Annotated in this window: 14 protein-coding genes and 2 riboswitches; of the genes, 7 read left to right on the top strand and 7 right to left on the bottom strand. The window is 67.4% G+C overall.

Features of this window, described 5'->3' with window-relative positions; all coding sequences use genetic code 11:
* Window position 1: 1 nt before the first annotated feature.
* Window positions 2-2,815: a translation initiation factor IF-2 gene (infB, locus tag QP166_RS06535; protein WP_333915189.1), complete on the bottom strand. Its 2,814-nt coding sequence runs from the start codon at window positions 2,813-2,815 to the stop codon at window positions 2-4.
* Complete coding sequence (locus QP166_RS06540) at window positions 2,816-3,523, bottom strand: DUF448 domain-containing protein (RefSeq protein ID WP_333915190.1); 708 nt, start codon at window positions 3,521-3,523, stop codon at window positions 2,816-2,818. It abuts the gene before it with no gap.
* 113 nt (window positions 3,524-3,636) lie between these two features.
* Here QP166_RS06540 and QP166_RS06545 point away from each other — a divergent pair, with 113 nt between their 5' ends.
* Window positions 3,637-3,966, top strand: a complete 330-nt coding sequence (locus QP166_RS06545) for a GIY-YIG nuclease family protein (protein ID WP_333915191.1) — start codon at window positions 3,637-3,639, stop codon at window positions 3,964-3,966.
* A gap of 88 nt (window positions 3,967-4,054) precedes the next feature.
* On the opposite strand, the gene QP166_RS06550 is transcribed toward QP166_RS06545, so the two are convergent.
* From QP166_RS06550 to rimP, 3 genes are read right to left on the bottom strand one after another with little or no spacing between them, the layout of a single operon-like run.
* A complete protein-coding gene (locus QP166_RS06550) occupies window positions 4,055-4,285 on the bottom strand; it encodes a tautomerase family protein (RefSeq protein WP_333915192.1) in 231 nt (76 codons plus the stop codon).
* Entirely contained in the window at window positions 4,285-5,916 is a 1,632-nt protein-coding gene (gene nusA, locus QP166_RS06555; protein ID WP_333915193.1) for a transcription termination factor NusA, read from the bottom strand. Before nusA ends, QP166_RS06550 begins: the two co-directional genes overlap by 1 nt.
* A complete protein-coding gene (gene rimP / locus QP166_RS06560; protein WP_333915194.1) occupies window positions 5,916-6,521 on the bottom strand; it encodes a ribosome maturation protein RimP in 606 nt (201 codons plus the stop codon). Before rimP ends, nusA begins: the two co-directional genes overlap by 1 nt.
* 194 nt (window positions 6,522-6,715) lie before the next feature.
* On the opposite strand from rimP, the gene QP166_RS06565 reads away from it, so the two are divergent.
* Complete coding sequence (locus QP166_RS06565) at window positions 6,716-7,921, top strand: PQQ-dependent sugar dehydrogenase (RefSeq protein ID WP_333915195.1); 1,206 nt, start codon at window positions 6,716-6,718, stop codon at window positions 7,919-7,921.
* A gap of 317 nt (window positions 7,922-8,238) precedes the next feature.
* Complete coding sequence (locus tag QP166_RS06570; protein WP_333915196.1) at window positions 8,239-9,423, top strand: MFS transporter; 1,185 nt, start codon at window positions 8,239-8,241, stop codon at window positions 9,421-9,423.
* Here QP166_RS06570 and QP166_RS06575 read toward each other — a convergent pair.
* On the bottom strand, window positions 9,416-9,679 hold the full coding sequence (locus tag QP166_RS06575; RefSeq protein ID WP_333915197.1) for a hypothetical protein: 264 nt from the start codon (window positions 9,677-9,679) through the stop codon (window positions 9,416-9,418). The genes QP166_RS06570 and QP166_RS06575 overlap by 8 nt on opposite strands.
* Before the next feature lie 117 nt (window positions 9,680-9,796).
* A riboswitch (glycine riboswitch) is annotated at window positions 9,797-9,899 on the top strand.
* A riboswitch (glycine riboswitch) is annotated at window positions 9,900-10,005 on the top strand.
* A gap of 64 nt (window positions 10,006-10,069) precedes the next feature.
* On the opposite strand from QP166_RS06575, the gene gcvT reads away from it, so the two are divergent.
* The 4 genes from gcvT (at window position 10,070) to gcvPB (ending at window position 14,670) form a co-directional block, all read left to right on the top strand.
* Window positions 10,070-11,218, top strand: a complete 1,149-nt coding sequence (gcvT, locus tag QP166_RS06580; RefSeq protein ID WP_333915198.1) for a glycine cleavage system aminomethyltransferase GcvT — start codon at window positions 10,070-10,072, stop codon at window positions 11,216-11,218.
* Between the two features lie 2 nt (window positions 11,219-11,220).
* Window positions 11,221-11,592 (top strand): glycine cleavage system protein GcvH, encoded by a 372-nt coding sequence (gene gcvH / locus QP166_RS06585; protein ID WP_333915199.1) that lies wholly within the window; start codon window positions 11,221-11,223, stop codon window positions 11,590-11,592.
* 148 nt (window positions 11,593-11,740) lie between these two features.
* Window positions 11,741-13,099: an aminomethyl-transferring glycine dehydrogenase subunit GcvPA gene (gene gcvPA, locus QP166_RS06590; protein ID WP_333917275.1), complete on the top strand. Its 1,359-nt coding sequence runs from the start codon at window positions 11,741-11,743 to the stop codon at window positions 13,097-13,099.
* Complete coding sequence (gene gcvPB / locus QP166_RS06595; RefSeq protein ID WP_333915200.1) at window positions 13,096-14,670, top strand: aminomethyl-transferring glycine dehydrogenase subunit GcvPB; 1,575 nt, start codon at window positions 13,096-13,098, stop codon at window positions 14,668-14,670. Before gcvPA ends, gcvPB begins: the two co-directional genes overlap by 4 nt.
* A gap of 154 nt (window positions 14,671-14,824) precedes the next feature.
* Here the strand turns inward: gcvPB and QP166_RS06600 are convergent, their stop codons facing one another.
* Window positions 14,825-15,724 (bottom strand): DMT family transporter, encoded by a 900-nt coding sequence (locus tag QP166_RS06600; RefSeq protein WP_333915201.1) that lies wholly within the window; start codon window positions 15,722-15,724, stop codon window positions 14,825-14,827.
* Between the last annotated feature and the right edge of the window lie 80 nt (window positions 15,725-15,804).

The following is a 15,804-nucleotide window of genomic DNA, read 5'->3' on the forward strand; positions in this document are numbered from 1 at the left end:
CTTACAGCGTGCGCTCGCGCAGTTCGACTTCGAAGGTTTCGAGATAATCCCCGGCCTTGATGTCGATGAAGTTCTGCGTGAACGTGACACCGCACTCCAGACCGGCGCGCACTTCCGGCACGTCGTCCTTGAAGCGCCGCAGCGACGCGATCTCACCGCTGTAGATGATGACGTCGTTGCGCGTGATGCGCGCTTTGAGCGCCTTGCGAATGACGCCCTCGGTGACCAGCAGACCGGCGGCCTTGCCGTGCTTGCCCGCCGAGAAGACCTCGCGGATTTCCGCACGACCGACGACCGTCTCGAACGCTTCCGGCCCAAGCTCGCCTGCCATACCGGCGCGGATCTCGTCGATCAGGTCATAGATGACGTCGTAATATTTCAACGCCACCTTCTGCCGCTCGGCGATCTCGCGGGCCTTGGCATTGGCGCGGACGTGGAAGCCGATGATCGGCGCGCCGCTGGCACCCGCCAGCGTCACGTCGCTCTCGGTGATCCCGCCGACGCCCGAGTGCAACACCCGCGCGCGGATCAGATCGGTCGAGATCTTGTTGATCGATGCGACGATCGCCTCGACCGTGCCCTGCGTATCGGCCTTCACGACCAGCGGATATTCGATCGCAGCATTCGCACGCAGCGCCGAGAACATGTTCTCGAGGCTGGTCGGCGCCGAGGTCGTGCGCTTCTGCGTGAGCACGCTCTGGCGATATTCCGCGACTTCACGCGCGCGCTGCTCGTTCTCGACGACCTGCAACTGGTCGCCCGCCGACGGCGTGCCCGACAGGCCGAGCACCTCGACCGGCATCGACGGACCCGCGACCTTGAGCTGACGCCCCTTGTCGTCGACCAATGCACGAACCTTGCCGCTCTCCGCGCCGACGACGAACACGTCGCCGACCCGCAGCGTGCCGCGCGTGACGAGCACGGTCGCGACCGGACCACGGCCCTTGTCGAGTTTGGCCTCGATCACGCTGCCCTCGGCGGCACGATCCGGGTTCGCGCGCAGGTCGAGCAATTCGGCCTGGAGCTGGATCTTCTCGATCAGTTCGTCGAGCCCGATCTTCTTGAGCGCGGAAACTTCGACGTCCTGCGTCTCGCCGCCCATCATCTCGACCTGGATGTTGTGCTCCAGCAGACGCTCGCGGACACGCTGCGCATTCGCCTCGTGCTTGTCGATCTTGTTGATCGCCACGATCATCGGCTTGCCCGACGCCTTGGTGTGATTGATCGCCTCGATCGTCTGCGGCATCAGCCCGTCGTCGGCGGCGACCACCAGCACCACGATATCGGTCACGTCGGCACCGCGCGCCCGCATCGCGGTGAACGCTTCGTGGCCCGGCGTGTCGAGGAAGGTGATCTTCGACTTGTCCTTCAGCGTGACCTGATAGGCGCCGATATGCTGCGTGATGCCACCGGCCTCGCCACGTACCACATCGGTGCCGCGCAGCGCGTCGAGCAGCGAGGTCTTGCCGTGGTCGACATGGCCCATGATCGTCACGACCGGCGGGCGCGTCTGCAACGTCTCCGCCGCATCCTCGGTGGTGTCCATCGCCAGATCGATGTCCGAATCCGAGACGCGGACGATGTTGTGGCCGAATTCGGTCACCAGCAGCTCGGCGGTGTCCTGGTCGATCGTCTGCGTCATCGTGACGGGCATGCCCATCTTGAACAGCGTCTTGACCAGATCGGCCCCACGCTCCGCCATGCGGTTCGCGAGTTCCTGCACCGTGATCGCCTCGGGCACCTGCACGTCGCGGACCTGCTTGGCCTGCGGCTCGCGCGGGCCGCCGAAGCCACGCTTCTCCTTCTCGCGCGCGCGCTTCAGCGCGGCGAGGCTGCGGGCGCGCGCACCGTCTTCGTTGAGCGCGCGCGTGACGGTCAGCTTGCCGCCACGACGCTCGTCACCCTTGCGGTCACGCTGCTGCGGACGTGCCGGGCTGTTGTTGCGCGGCGTCGCCTGACCACTGGGCAAACTGCGCGATGCGGCGCTGCCACCGGCAGTCGGCGCGTTTGTCGACGCGGCAGGAGCCGAAGCGGCGGCCGGCGCAGGCGCCGGCTTGGGTTGCGGCTTCGGGATTTCGGGACGCGCGACCGGCGAGAAGCGGCGCGGCGCGGGCATCGACGGATCGCGACCCAGCCCAAGTGTCGGGGCGGGAGCGGGCGTCGGTGCGGCACGCGGCGCGGGAGCCGGCTTCGGTGCCGGGCTCGGCGCGGGAGCTGGCGCTGCCTCGGCAACCGGGGCAGGCGCGGGCGTCGGCGCTACCACCGGGGCAGGCGCAGGGGTCGCGGCCTCGACTGGTGCGGGAGCGGGCGTCGGCGCCGGCTCGGGGGCATGCTGCGCGGCAACCGGTTCCGGTGCCGCCGGGGCAGGCGTCGGCTCCGCAGCCTTGGCAGTCGCCTCGGCTTCAGCACGCGCGCGCTCGTCGACGCGACGACGCTCTTCATCGGCAGCGCGGTGACGCTCGGCATCCTCGCGACGGCGGCTTTCCTCCAGCGTGTGCATGCGCTGGTCTTCAGCCTCGCGAAGCAGGCGTGCCTGACGCTCCTGCGCGGTCTCGTTCGAAACCGGCGGGCGCGGTGCGGGACGCGCAGGGGCGACCGGCGCGGTGGGCGCAGGGGTCGGCTCAGGCGCGGGGGTCACTGCCTCGGGCGCACCGCCCTGCGGACCGAGTACGCGGCGACGCTTCACCTCGACCACCACCGTATTGCTACGGCCGTGGCTGAAGCTCTGCTTCACCTTGCCGGTCTCGACCGTGCGCTTGAGCCCCAGCGGCTGGCGCATTCCGAGTTTCGGCTTGTCGTTGTCGGTCTCGCTCACTCAAATTCCTCGTGCATTCTCACGGCCGGTAGCGGTCGCCTCGGCAATGCCGGGCGCCGATGCGCCTTGCGCGGCCGTAGCGCAAGGTGCTGGATTCAGATCAGGGCCGATAAAGTGCAGCCAACGATCGAGCGCTTCGCTGAGTCGTGTGGCCGCAGCGCGGTCGATGACGCCGACGTGTACCACATTTTCGCGGCCCAGCGCCAATGACAATATGGGGCGCGCCACCGGCAGTGCCAAGCCCCTGACGTCCGAACCTTCGCGATCGGACCCGACGCGCCACGCCTGCGCCAGTTTGCGGCAGCCGTCCTCGGCCGCGTCGGCAGCGTGATAAAGCGCCCGAAGCTTGCCCGAGCGCGCAGCGGTCTCGATCCGCTCGGAGCCGGTAAGGATCGTCCCACCGCGCGACTCCAGCCCGAGCCGGTCGAGCGCATTGCGCTCCAGCGCGGCGGCGATCAGCGCGGGCAGGTCGTCGGGGATGGTCAACTCGCCGGTCTTGAACGCGCGTGCGAGCGCGCCGCGCAGCTTGCCCTTGGCGATCGCCTGTTCCAGCTCGGCGCGGTCAACCCCGATCCACGCGCCACGGCCGGGAGCCTTGGCGCGCACGTCCGGCAACACCCGCCCGTCGGGGGCGAGCGCCAACCGAATCAGCGCCGCGGGCGACGCACGCTCGCGGGTGAGGATGCAGGAGCGTTCGGGAGCGGTCATGCGCGTACCCCAGACATCACAATCGTCACTCCGGACTTGTTCCGGGGTCCACCGTGCCGCACCATCTTACGGCGGCGGATTCGCGGAAGAGTGGATGCCGGGACAGGCCCGGCATGACGGGGGAAGAGGAAGTGAGAGAACGGCAACCCTGCGTCTACATTATGGCCAGTAGTAAGAACGGCACGCTCTACATCGGCGTCACGTCCAACCTGCTCGGCCGCATCATGCAGCACCGCAACGGCGCCTTCGGTGGGTTCACCGAGCGCTACGCCGTCAAACATCTCGTCTGGTACGAAATGGCCGATACGATGGAGGCCGCCATTGCGGCCGAGAAGCGCATTAAGAAATGGCCGCGCCAATGGAAGCTCAACCTGATCGAGCGCGACAATCCGCAGTGGCACGATCTCGCGATCGCACTCGGGCTGGATGTCGTGCGCAACTGATCGCCCCTCTCGCAAAGGCGCGGGCAGGAAGGTCGTGATAGCGGTGGATGCCGGGACGAGCCCCGCATGACGATGAAGCGTCAGCGTCTCATTGTCGGGGGTCCGCATGCGCGTCTCCCTTGGCAACAGGCGCGTCGCGGTCGGCCAGCAACTGGCCGCCCGCACCGTAATTTTCGGTCGACACTTCCTCGATCACGATCTGCACCGCGGCCGGGTTCTTGGCCAGCCGCGTGACCAGCGACGTCGTAACGTCTGCCACGATCGCCGCTTTCTGCTCGCGCGTCGCCGCGCCGGCCAGTCGGATCGACACGAACGGCATCAGGCGTCCTGATCCTCCGACGCCTGCTCGGCGGGCTGTTCGGCGGCCGGCTCGTCCTCGAACCAGTGCGCGCGTGCGGCCATGATGATCTCATTGCCCTGTTCGTCGCTGAGCCCGTACTCGCCCAGCACGCCGCCCTTGTTCTCGGGACGATCGGTGCGACGCGGCGCATCGTCGTTGCGGCGGCGCGGCTCGGCGCGCTTCTTCTCGACCAGCTCGTCGGTCGCGAGATCGGCGAGGTCGTCAAGCGTCTTGATCCCGGCCTTGCCGAGCGTGACGAGCATCGCTTCGGTCAGATACGGCAGCTCGGCCAGCGCGTCCTCGACGCCCAGCGCCTGCCGCTCCTCGCGGTTGGCCTGTTCGCGACGATCGAGCGCTTCCTGCGCGCGGCTCTGCAATTCCTGCGCGAGATCCTCGTCGAAGCCCTCGATGCCCGCCAGCTCGTCGAGCTCGACATAGGCGACCTCTTCCAGCGCGCCGAAGCCTTCGGCGACCAGCAGCTGTGCCAGCGTCTCGTCGACATCCAGCTCGTTCTGGAAGGTCTCGGAATTCTTGACGAACTCCTGCTGACGCTTCTCGCTGGCGTCGGTCTCGGTCAGGATGTCGATCGCCTTGGCGGTCAACTGGCTGGCGAGGCGGACGTTCTGGCCGCGGCGACCGATCGCGAGGCTGAGCTGATCGTCGGGGACGACCACCTCGATGCGATCCTCTTCCTCGTCGATCACCACGCGCGCGACGTTCGCCGGCTGCAACGCATTGACGACGAAGGTCGCGGTGTCGGGCGACCAGGGGATGATGTCGATCTTCTCGCCCTGCATCTCCTGCACGACCGCCTGCACGCGGCTGCCCTTCATGCCGACGCACGCGCCGACCGGGTCGATGCTGGAGTCATGCGAGATGACGCCGATCTTGGCGCGGCTGCCCGGATCGCGCGCGGCGGCCTTGATCTCGATGATGCCGTCGTAGATTTCGGGCACTTCCTGCGCGAACAGCTTCTTCATGAAGTCGGGATGCGCGCGGCTCAGGAAGATCTGCGGGCCGCGGTTCTCGCGCACCACCTTCAGGATCAGCGAGCGGATGCGATCGTTGACGCGCACCACTTCGCGCGGGATCTGCGCGTCGCGGCGGATGACGCCCTCGGCGCGGCCGAGGTCGACGACGATATGGCCGAACTCGACGCGCTTGACGACGCCGGTGATGATCTCGCCGGCGCGCTCCTTGAATTCTTCATACTGGCGCTCGCGCTCGGCATCGCGGACCTTCTGGAAGATCGTCTGCTTGGCGGCCTGCGCCTGGATGCGGCCGAACTCGATCGGGGGCAGCGGATCGACCAGATAGTCGCCGACGGTCGCGCCCGGCTGCAGCTTCTGCGCGCCGTTGACGTCGACCTGCTTGTAGATGTCGTCGACCAGCTCGACCACCTCGACGACGCGCCACAGGCGCAGGTCGCCGTTGTTCGAATCCAGCTTCGCGCGGATGTCCATTTCCTGGCCGTAGCGGGTGCGCGCGGCGCGCTGGATCGCATCTTCCATCGCCTCGATGACGATCGCCTTGTCGATCATCTTCTCCGAAGCGACCGAATTGGCGATCGCGATCAGCTCCGCACGATTGGCGGTGACGCCGGTGGCCATCAGTGGGTTTCCTCTTCTTCCCCGTCCGCGTGCGCGGACATGTCGTCACTATCGTCCGTGGACGTATCTTGGATCTCTTCTTCCGCGCCCTCCATCGAGAGCGGGACGGTGGCCTCGATCAGGCGATCGGTCAGCACCAGCTTGGCATCGGCGATCAGCGCGAACGGCACCTGCTCGACCACGCCGGTGCGCGGGTGGCGGATCGCGATCAGGCCGTCGGCATCGATGCCTTCGAGGTCACCCTTGAACTGCTTCTGCCCGTCGACCGCCTCGGTTAGCACGATACGTGCCTCATGCCCGGCCCAGTCGGTGAAGTCCTGCTTGCGGGTCAGCGGGCGGTCGATGCCCGGCGACGACACTTCCAGCCGGTAGGCACCCTCGATCGGGTCCTTGCCGGCTTCCTCCAGCGCGTCGAGCTTATCCGAGATGCGGCGCGACAATTCGGCGCAATCGTCGATGTTCAGCTGCCGTGTCTCGGGCCGCTCGGCCATGATCTGCAGCGTGCGCTCGTCGTCCTTGCCGAACAGCCGGACGCGCACCAGCGCGAAACCGAGCGCACCGGCCTCTGGCTCGATCAACCGGACGAGGGGAGTGATATCGTTCAAAAGCACCTACCGCACATGCGTTTCTCGCCGCCGCGGAGCGAGCCCCGCAGCCCCTTATCACCTGACGATGTAAGAGAAAGCACGGTCCATATAGCGCCAGTGCGTCACCCTAGCAAGCACCTAGGCCAAGGTAGCGGAACAATGGCGTAAGCACGGGTTTGTTTGATGAAATCGACATGAAAAGGAGAAAAGGGTTGCTGTACCGTATCGCCTTCGCCGCCGTCGCGCTGAGCGCTGCCGCGGCTTGCAACGGTGAGGATTCGGCGGCGGTGCAGCCGATCGCGGACGCCCCGGTCGCGCCCGCGCCCCAGCCCGCCCCGACGCCGAGCCCGTCGCCTTCGCCAAGCGGCACGCCGATCGCCGGCACTCCCTTCGCACGCGCGGTCATCGCCGACTTCGACGCTCCCTGGGCGATGACGTTCCTTCCCGATCGGCGGATGCTCGTCACCGAGAAGAAGGGCGAAATGGTGCTCGTCACCGCCGATGGCGCGTCCAAGCGGACGATCGCGACGATCGACGTCGATTCTGCCGGGCAGGGCGGATTGATGGACGTGGTGCTCGCCCCCGATTTCGCGAGCAGCAAGCGCGTCTATTTCAGCTATTCGGCGGCCGGGCGGGGCGGAAAGGGCGTGGTGCTCGCGCGCGGTGTCCTGTCAGGCGAGGCGGGTGCGGAGCGGCTGGCGTCGATCGAGACGCTGTACCGCGCCACGCCGCTGGTGACGGGTGACGGCCATTATTCGGGGCGCATCGCCTTCTCGCCCGATGGCCAATATCTGTTCTTCACCAACGGCGACCGGCAGAAGTTCACGCCGGCGCAGGACAAGAGCGGTTCGCTCGGCAAGGTGCTGCGGCTCACGCCAGACGGCAAGCCGGCGGCGAACAACCCGCTGGCGGCACAGGGCTTCCTTCCCGAGGTGTGGAGCTATGGTCACCGCAACCTGCTCGGCCTCGCCTTCGATCCGCAGGGAAATCTCTGGCAACAGGAGATGGGGCCAAAGGGTGGGGACGAGCTGAACCTCGTGCTGTCCGGACGCAATTATGGCTGGCCGAACGCCTCGAACGGCTCGAACTACGACGGCAGCGACATCCCCGATCACGCGCCCGGCGACGGCTATGAAGCGCCCAAGGTGTGGTGGAATCCGGTGATCTCGCCCGGCGGGCTGATGATCTATTCGGGGGATCTGTTCCCGCAATTTAAGGGCGATGCGTTCATCGGCGGGTTGTCGTCGCAGTCGCTGGTGCGCGTCGACCTCAACGGAACGAACGCGAGCAAGGGCGACCAATGGTCGATGGGCGCGCGGATCCGCGAGGTCGAGCAGGGGCCGGACGGCGCGATCTACGTGCTGGAGGACGGTGGCGACTCGCAGGGGCGGTTGCTGCGGCTGACGCCGGCGGCGTGAACCGTCGCAAGCCTGCTTGCTAGCAGAAGAAGCGGGATTCCGGATCAAGTCTTGGATGACGATAGTGGTGCAGGTGACTGTCCCACCGCATCGTCGCCCCTGCGCAGGCAGGGGCCCATGTCTGTCGAGTGTCGCACAGAGGCTGACACATTCGCCGAGCCTTGTGTGTCAAACGCTCAGCGCCTCCACTAACGGACATAAGCTCCTGCCTACACAGGAACGATCGCGGCCTTCTCAAACGATCGCAGCACTTGACGCTGCACCGCAGCATCGCCAGCTATGCGGTTCACCAGAAAAGTCGAAAACGGGGAATTCGCATGGCCACCGCCATCGCCGACGTGCGCAATGCACCCGTCGGCTTGATCCATTTGTCGCTCGCGGTCGGCGGGTTCGCGATCGGCACGACCGAATTCGCGACGATGAGCCTGCTGCCCGACATGGCGCGCGATCTCGGTGTCGACGCCCCGACCGCGGGGCATGTCATCAGCGCTTATGCATTGGGAGTGGTGGTCGGGGCGCCGTTGCTCGCGGTACTCGGCGCGCGGATGGCGCGGCGGCATCTGCTGATCGCGCTCATGACCTTGTTCGCGCTCGGCAATGGCCTGTCGGCACTCGCGCCCACCTATGGCTGGATGATGCTGTTCCGCTTCATGGCCGGGCTTCCGCACGGTGCGTATTTCGGCATCGCGATGCTCGTCGCGGCGTCGCTCGTCGATGCGGGCAAGCGGACGCAGGCGGTAGCGCGCGTCATGCTGGGGCTGACGGTCGCGACGATCGTCGGTGTGCCGCTGGCCAATTTCATGGGGCAATTGCTCGGCTGGCGGTCGTGCTTCATCGTCGTCGCGGGGCTGGCGGCACTCACCGCCGGGCTGGTCGCCTTCTTCGCGCCGCGCGACCGCGGCGATCCGCAGGCAAGTCCGCTATCGGAACTGCGGGCGCTCAAGCGGCCGCAGGTGTGGCTGACGCTCGGGATCGGCGCGATCGGCTTCGGGGGGCTGTTTGCGGTCTACACCTATCTGGCGGACACGATGGCCGATGTGACGCACGTCGGCCCGCGCATGGTGCCGTTCGCGCTGGCGGCCTTCGGCGTCGGCATGACCGCTGGAAATCTGATCGTTCCGAAATTTGCCGACCGCGCGTTGCTGCCGACCGCGGCCGTCGTGCTGTTGTGGAGCATCGCCGCGCTGCTGCTCTGGCCGTTGGCGGCGCAACATTTCGCGACCGTGCTGGTGGCGATGGTGGCGATCGGGATCGGCGGATCGCTCGGCACCGTGCTCCAGACCCGGCTGATGGACGTGGCGGGCGATGCGCAGGCGCTTGCGGCCGCCCTGAACCATTCGGCCTTCAACACCGCCAATGCGCTGGGGCCGTGGCTGGGCGGAATGGCGATCGCCGCCGGTTGGGGCTGGACGTCGACGGGTCCGGTCGGGGCAGCGCTCGCGGTGGCCGGGCTGGCGGTGCTGGCCGTGTCCTGGGCCGTGGACCGCCGCGTCGCTACATGACGATGCCCGGCTTCGCCTCCGCGATCGCCGCCAGCACCATCCGCTCCCATACCGCGACATCGCCCGCCGCCGCCATTGCCAGGCTTGGCGCACGCATCGTGTGCAGCACCGCGATCGCATCGTCGCGGTGATCCTTCCATTGCGCATCGACCAGCGCGCTGGGCGACTCGACGGTACCGTGACCATTGGCGCTCAGGTGCTGCGCGGCCAATACCCGTGCGATCCGCTCCACGACCGGGGAGGTGGCAGTGTCCATTGGCGATCTCCTTCTCCTGCACGATGAACGTGCCCCGCGCGTAACGGCTCCACTGAGCGATTGACTCCCGCTCCGGCGGGCGTAGACGGCAATGCAGTCGATGCCGCGCAAGGGGCATGGGCCAGCGCGGGAGAGCGCGGCCGGCCTTCCAGGTCACCAGCCGCCGCCGAAGGAGCAACCACCCCGGAATCTCTCAGGCAGCAGGGACCGCGCCGGCCGATCGACACTCTGGAAAGCGGTATGTGGGCTTTTGCCTGCACGCCCACCGAAGGGGTAACTCGGCGCGCCCGAGGAAAGCTCTCAGGTTCCGTGACAGAGGGGGACATTCGGATCGCCAGCGGGCTTAGGCTCCGTCTGCGACCGGCCTCTTGTGACGGAAGACCGAGAACGATGAGCGACGCCCCCGTTCAATCCGAAGACGATGGTTTCGAGCCGCTCGAAATCCTGACGCTCCCGCTCGACGCCTGGCATCGTGCGAAGGGCGGCCGGATGGTCGAGTTCGCCGGCTATCACATGCCCGTCCAGTACGAAGGCATCATGGCCGAGCACCTCTGGACGCGCGAGAATGCCGGGCTGTTCGACGTCAGCCACATGGGCCAGCTGTCGATCACCGGCGACAACGTTGCGACCGCACTGGAGTCCTTGATGCCCGCAGCGATCACCGATGCGCCGCTCAACAAGGCGCGCTACTCGCTGCTCCTCAATGACGAGGGCGGGGTGCTCGACGACCTGATGCTGACGCCGCAAGCCGCGGATCGCATCTACATGGTCGTCAACGGCGCAACCAAATATGACGATGTCGCGCACATGATCGAGCATCTGCCCGACGACGTGACGCTCAACATGATGGAAGATCATGCGCTGCTGGCGGTGCAGGGCCCGAAGGCGGTCGAGGCGGTCGCGCGGCTGGTGCCCGGCGTCGCGGCGCTGACCTTCATGCAGGCGGGCGCGTTCGAGTGGAACGGCCATGAACTCTGGGTCAGCCGCTCGGGCTATACCGGCGAGGACGGCGTCGAGATGTCGGTGCCCGCCGAGGCCGCCGAAGCCTTCGCCGATGCGCTGGTCGCCCAGCCGGAGATCAAGCCGATCGGCCTCGGCGCACGCGACTCGCTGCGGCTGGAGGCGGGATTGCCGCTCTACGGCCATGACCTCGATCCCGCGATCACGCCGGTTCAGGCCGATCTCGGCTTCGCCCTGTTCAAGCGCCGCCGCGAGGCCGGTGATTTCCCCGGTGCCGCGCGCATCCTCGCCGAGCGCGAGAACGGCCCCGCCACCAAGCGCGTTGGCCTGCTGGTCGATGGGCGTCAACCGGTCCGCGAGGGCGCCGATGTCGTCGATGCCTCGAGCGCGGTCGTCGGCCGCGTCACCAGCGGCGGCTTCGCGCCCACGGTCGGCGCGCCGATCGCGATGGCCTATGTCCCGCTCGCCGATGCCGTCCCTGGCACCGTCGTCACCTTGTCACAGCGGGGCAAGGCGCATCGCGCCACCGTCACCGCCATGCCGTTCGTTCCCCACCGCTACTTCCGAGGAGTGAAGTAAAGATGAGCCGTTATTTCACCGAGGACCATGAGTGGATCGATGTCGATGGCGACATCGGCACGGTCGGCATCAGCGACTATGCGCAGAGCCAGCTGGGCGACATCGTGTTCGTCGAGGTGCCCGATGCGGGCCGTTCGCTCGGCAAGGGAGACGAGGCCGCGGTCGTCGAGAGCGTGAAGGCCGCGTCGGACGTCTATTCGCCCGTCTCCGGCAATGTGCTGGAAGGCAATCCGGCGCTGACCGACGAGCCGGCGCTGGTGAACAGCGATCCCGAAGGCGAGGGCTGGTTCTTCAAGATCACGCTGTCGGATGCCTCCGAGCTCGACGCGCTGATGGACGAAACCGCCTACGCGGCCTTCGTCGCGAAGCTCTGACGACAAGAAGCCCCCTCCCTTTCAAGGGAGGGGGTTGGGGGTGGGTGGTGTGCTCATATGCGGCCAGTGCCGTGCGACGCCGATCCCGTACCCCCGGACGCTGACCCTCCCCGACCCCTCCCTGTCAGGGAGGGGGAGTTTTTTGACCATGCGCTACCTGCCCCTTACCCCCACCGACCGCCACGACATGCTGGCCATGATCGGCGCATCGTCGATCGACGAGCTGTTCGCCGACGTTCCCGAAGCGGCGCGGCTCGATGGCCCGATCCACGACCTGCCGATGCACGCCAGCGAGCTGTCGGTCGAGCGCCACATGTCGGCGCTCGCACGTCAGAACACGGTCGCCGGCGAAGTGCCGTTCTTCCTGGGGGCCGGGGCCTATCGCCATCACGTCCCCGCCAGCGTCGATCACCTGATCCAGCGCGGCGAGTTCCTGACCGCCTATACGCCATATCAGCCGGAGATCGCGCAGGGCACGCTCCAGATGCTGTTCGAGTTCCAGACGCAGGTCGCCGCGCTGCTCGGCACCGATGTCGCGAACGCCAGCATGTACGACGGCTCGACCGCGTGTTGGGAAGCGATCGGCATGGCACGCCGGATCACGCGGCGGGGCAAGGCGATCCTTTCGGGCGGGCTGCATCCGCATTACGTCTCGGTCGCCAAGACGATGGCGAAGTACACCGGCGACGTGCTCGACACCACGCTGCCGGTGCTGGGGGCGGAGACCGATCTCGACGCGCTGATCGGCAAGATCGACGACGACACCTCCTGCGTCGTCGTCCAATATCCGGATATCCTCGGCCGCATCGCCGATCTGACCCCGCTGGCCGATGCCTGCCATGCGAACAAGGCGTTGCTGATCGCGGTCGTCACCGAGCCTGTGGCGCTGGGCGCGCTGCGTTCCCCGGGCGAGATGGATGCCGATATCGTTGTCGGTGAGGGCCAGTCGCTCGGCGTCGGCCTCCAGTTCGGCGGTCCCTATGTCGGGCTGTTCGGCTGCAAGGAAAAATACGTTCGCCAGATGCCGGGCCGGTTGTGCGGGCAGACGGTGGATGCCGAGGGGCGGCGCGGCTTTGTGCTGACACTGTCGACCCGCGAGCAGCATATCCGCCGCGAGAAGGCGACCAGCAACATCTGCACCAACTCCGGGCTGTGTGCGCTGGCCTTTTCGATCCACATGACCCTGCTGGGCGAGGCGGGTCTGCGGCAATTGGCAGCGCTCAACCACGCCGGTGCGTGTCGTGCCGCCGACCGGCTGGCGAAGGTGCCGGGCGTGAAGGTCGTCAACGACACCTTCTTCAACGAATTCACGATCGACATCGGGCAGGAGGCGCGCCCGGTCGTGCGTGCGCTGGCCGACAAGGGCGTGCTGGCGGGCGTATCGCTCGGGCGGCTCTATCCGGGCGAGGATGCGCTCGCCAACGGGCTGATCGTCGCCGTCACCGAGACCGCGACCGACGAGGACATCGAGGCGCTGGCGACCGCGCTTCAGGAGGCACTGGCATGAGCATCAACGCAAGCGGCTGGAAGCCGACCGCACCCGTCAAGGGCGAGGGCGCGGCCCCGACCTTCACCGGCAACAAGGCATTGATGCTCGAAGAGCCGCTGATCTTCGAGATCGGCTCGACCGAGACGACCGGCGTCGATTTCGCCAATGGCGACGTCGCGGGTTCGCGGCTGGGCGACCTGACCCGCAAGAGCGCGATCGGCCTGCCCGGCCTGTCGGAGCAGGAGACGGTGCGCCACTACACCCGCCTCAGCCGGCAAAATTACGCGATCGACCTCGGGCTGTTCCCGCTCGGCTCGTGCACGATGAAGCACAATCCCCGCCTGAACGAGAAGGTCGCGCGGATGCCGGGCTTTGCCGACGTCCACCCGCTCCAGCCGGTCGATACCGTGCAGGGCGCGCTCGGCGTCATCAACGAACTGGCGGTGTGGCTGATCAAGCTGACCGGTATGTACGGTGTCGCGATGAGCCCGAAGGCGGGCGCACATGGCGAATTGTGCGGCATCCTCTGCATCAAGGCGGCGCTGGAGAAGCGCGGCGAGGGGCACCGCAAGGTCGTGCTGGTCCCCGAGAGCGCACACGGCACCAACCCGGCGACCGCGGCCTTCGCGGGCTTCACGGTCGAGGACATCCCCGCCACCGCCGACGGTCGCGTCGATACCGCGGCGCTGAAGGCGCGGCTGGGGCCGGACGTCGCGGCGGTGATGATCACCAACCCGAACACCTGCGGGCTGTTCGAGCGCGATCTCAAGGAGATCAGCGACGCGGTCCATGCCGCGGGCGGCTATGTCTATTGCGACGGCGCGAACTTCAACGCGATCGTCGGGCGCGTGCGGCCGGGCGATCTCGGCGTCGACGCGATGCACATCAACCTGCACAAGACCTTCTCGACCCCGCACGGCGGCGGCGGGCCGGGCTCGGGGCCGGTCGTGCTGTCGGAGGCGCTCGCGCCGTTCGGCCCGCTGCCGTTCACCGCGCGGATGGCCGATGGGCACATCCAGCTCATTGAAGAGGAAACCGCCGGCGACGACCACCCCGATACGTTCGGTCGGATGGTCGCCTTCCACGGCCAGATGGGCATGTTCACCCGCGCGCTGGCGTACATCCTCAGCCACGGCGCGGACGGGCTCCGCCAAGTCGCCGAGGATGCGGTGCTGAACGCCAATTACGTGCTGCGCTCGCTGGAGGACGTGCTCGACGCGCCCTTCGCGCCGTCGGGGCCGTGCATGCACGAGGCGATCTTCTCGGATAAGGGCTTTGCGGCCGGCTTCTCGACGATCGACGCTGCCAAGGCGCTGATCGACGAGGGTTTCCACCCGATGACCATGTACTTCCCGCTGGTCGTTCATGGTGCGATGCTGATCGAGCCGACCGAAACCGAGAGCCGCGCCGCGCTTGACCAGTTCATCGGCGCGCTGCGCTCGGTAGCGGAACGCGCCAAGGCAGGCGACCCGTCGCTCAAGACCGCCCCGCACTTCGCCCCTCGCGCACGCCTCGACGAGACGCTCGCGGCGCGCAAGCCGATCCTGACGTGGAAGCCGTCGGTCGTGCAGGCCGAAGCGGCGGAGTAGGCACGGAGCGCGGAGCCCTGAACACCGTTCGCACTGAGCTTGTCGAAGTGCGTGTTCCAAGCGCTCCGCCTCTTTCACGTGCTTCGACAAGCTCAGCACGAACGGAGAGTGTGACCACGCGGCGGTCGAGCCGTGCCTGCGGAGGAACGGCCGTTCAATCCTCCGGCGCGGCCGTCACCGTCTGCTGCTTGCCCAGCCGCTGTTCGCGCCACACGATGAACAGCCCGCTGGCGATGATCACCGGCGCGCCCACCCAGGTCATCGTGCTCGGCAGCACCCCGAACAGCAGCCAGCCGTAGATCGTCGCCCAGATCAGCCCCGAATAGTCCATCGGCACCACGCTGGTCACCGGCGCCAGCTTCGCCGCCCCGGTCAGCGCCAGCTGTCCGCACCCGCCGACCAAGCCGATCGCGGCGAGATTCAGCCATGTCAGCGGGTCGTGCGCCTTGAGGTGGAAGGCATAAGGCACCGCGATCAGCGGCAGCGTCAGCACCGAGAACCAGAACACCGTCGTCCCTGACGGCTCGTCGCGTAATTGCCGCAACAGGATCGCCACCAGCGCGACGAACAGCGCCGCCAGCAACCCGACGATGGCGCCGAACAACGGAACATGCGTCCCGCCGCTGGGCTGCGCGACGATCAGCACGCCCGCGAACCCGATCAGCACCGCACTCCAGCGCTGAACCCCGGTCCGCTCGCCCAGCACCAAAGCGCCCAGGATCGTCGCGAAGATCGGCACCGTAAACTGGAAGGTCGTCGCCTCGGCAAGCGGGAGCAGCAACACCGCGCCGAACGTGAACACCATCCCCACCACGCCGACCAGCGACCGCGCCAGATGCCCCTTGATCCGCGTCGTGCGCAGCGATCCCAACCCGCGCGTCGCCGCGACGAACCCCAGCACGACCGGCAGCGCGCACGCCTGTCGCCAGAACATCGTCTCGGGCAACGACGCCCCGCGCGTCTCGGCGAGCTTCACCAGCGCCGACATCGTGGAGAGGAAGAAGATCGCCAGCAGGCGTAGGGCGATGCCCTTCAGGACGCGATCACCCGACATGCGGTCGTCCCTAACCGCCGCACCCCGCCAAAGGAACCCCGCGCGTTGCCGCTTGGCGAGTGGGCGCTTTGCCGCTATCG

This window comes from Sphingomonas sp. LR60 (genome assembly GCF_036855935.1).
Lineage (GTDB): Bacteria > Pseudomonadota > Alphaproteobacteria > Sphingomonadales > Sphingomonadaceae > Sphingomonas.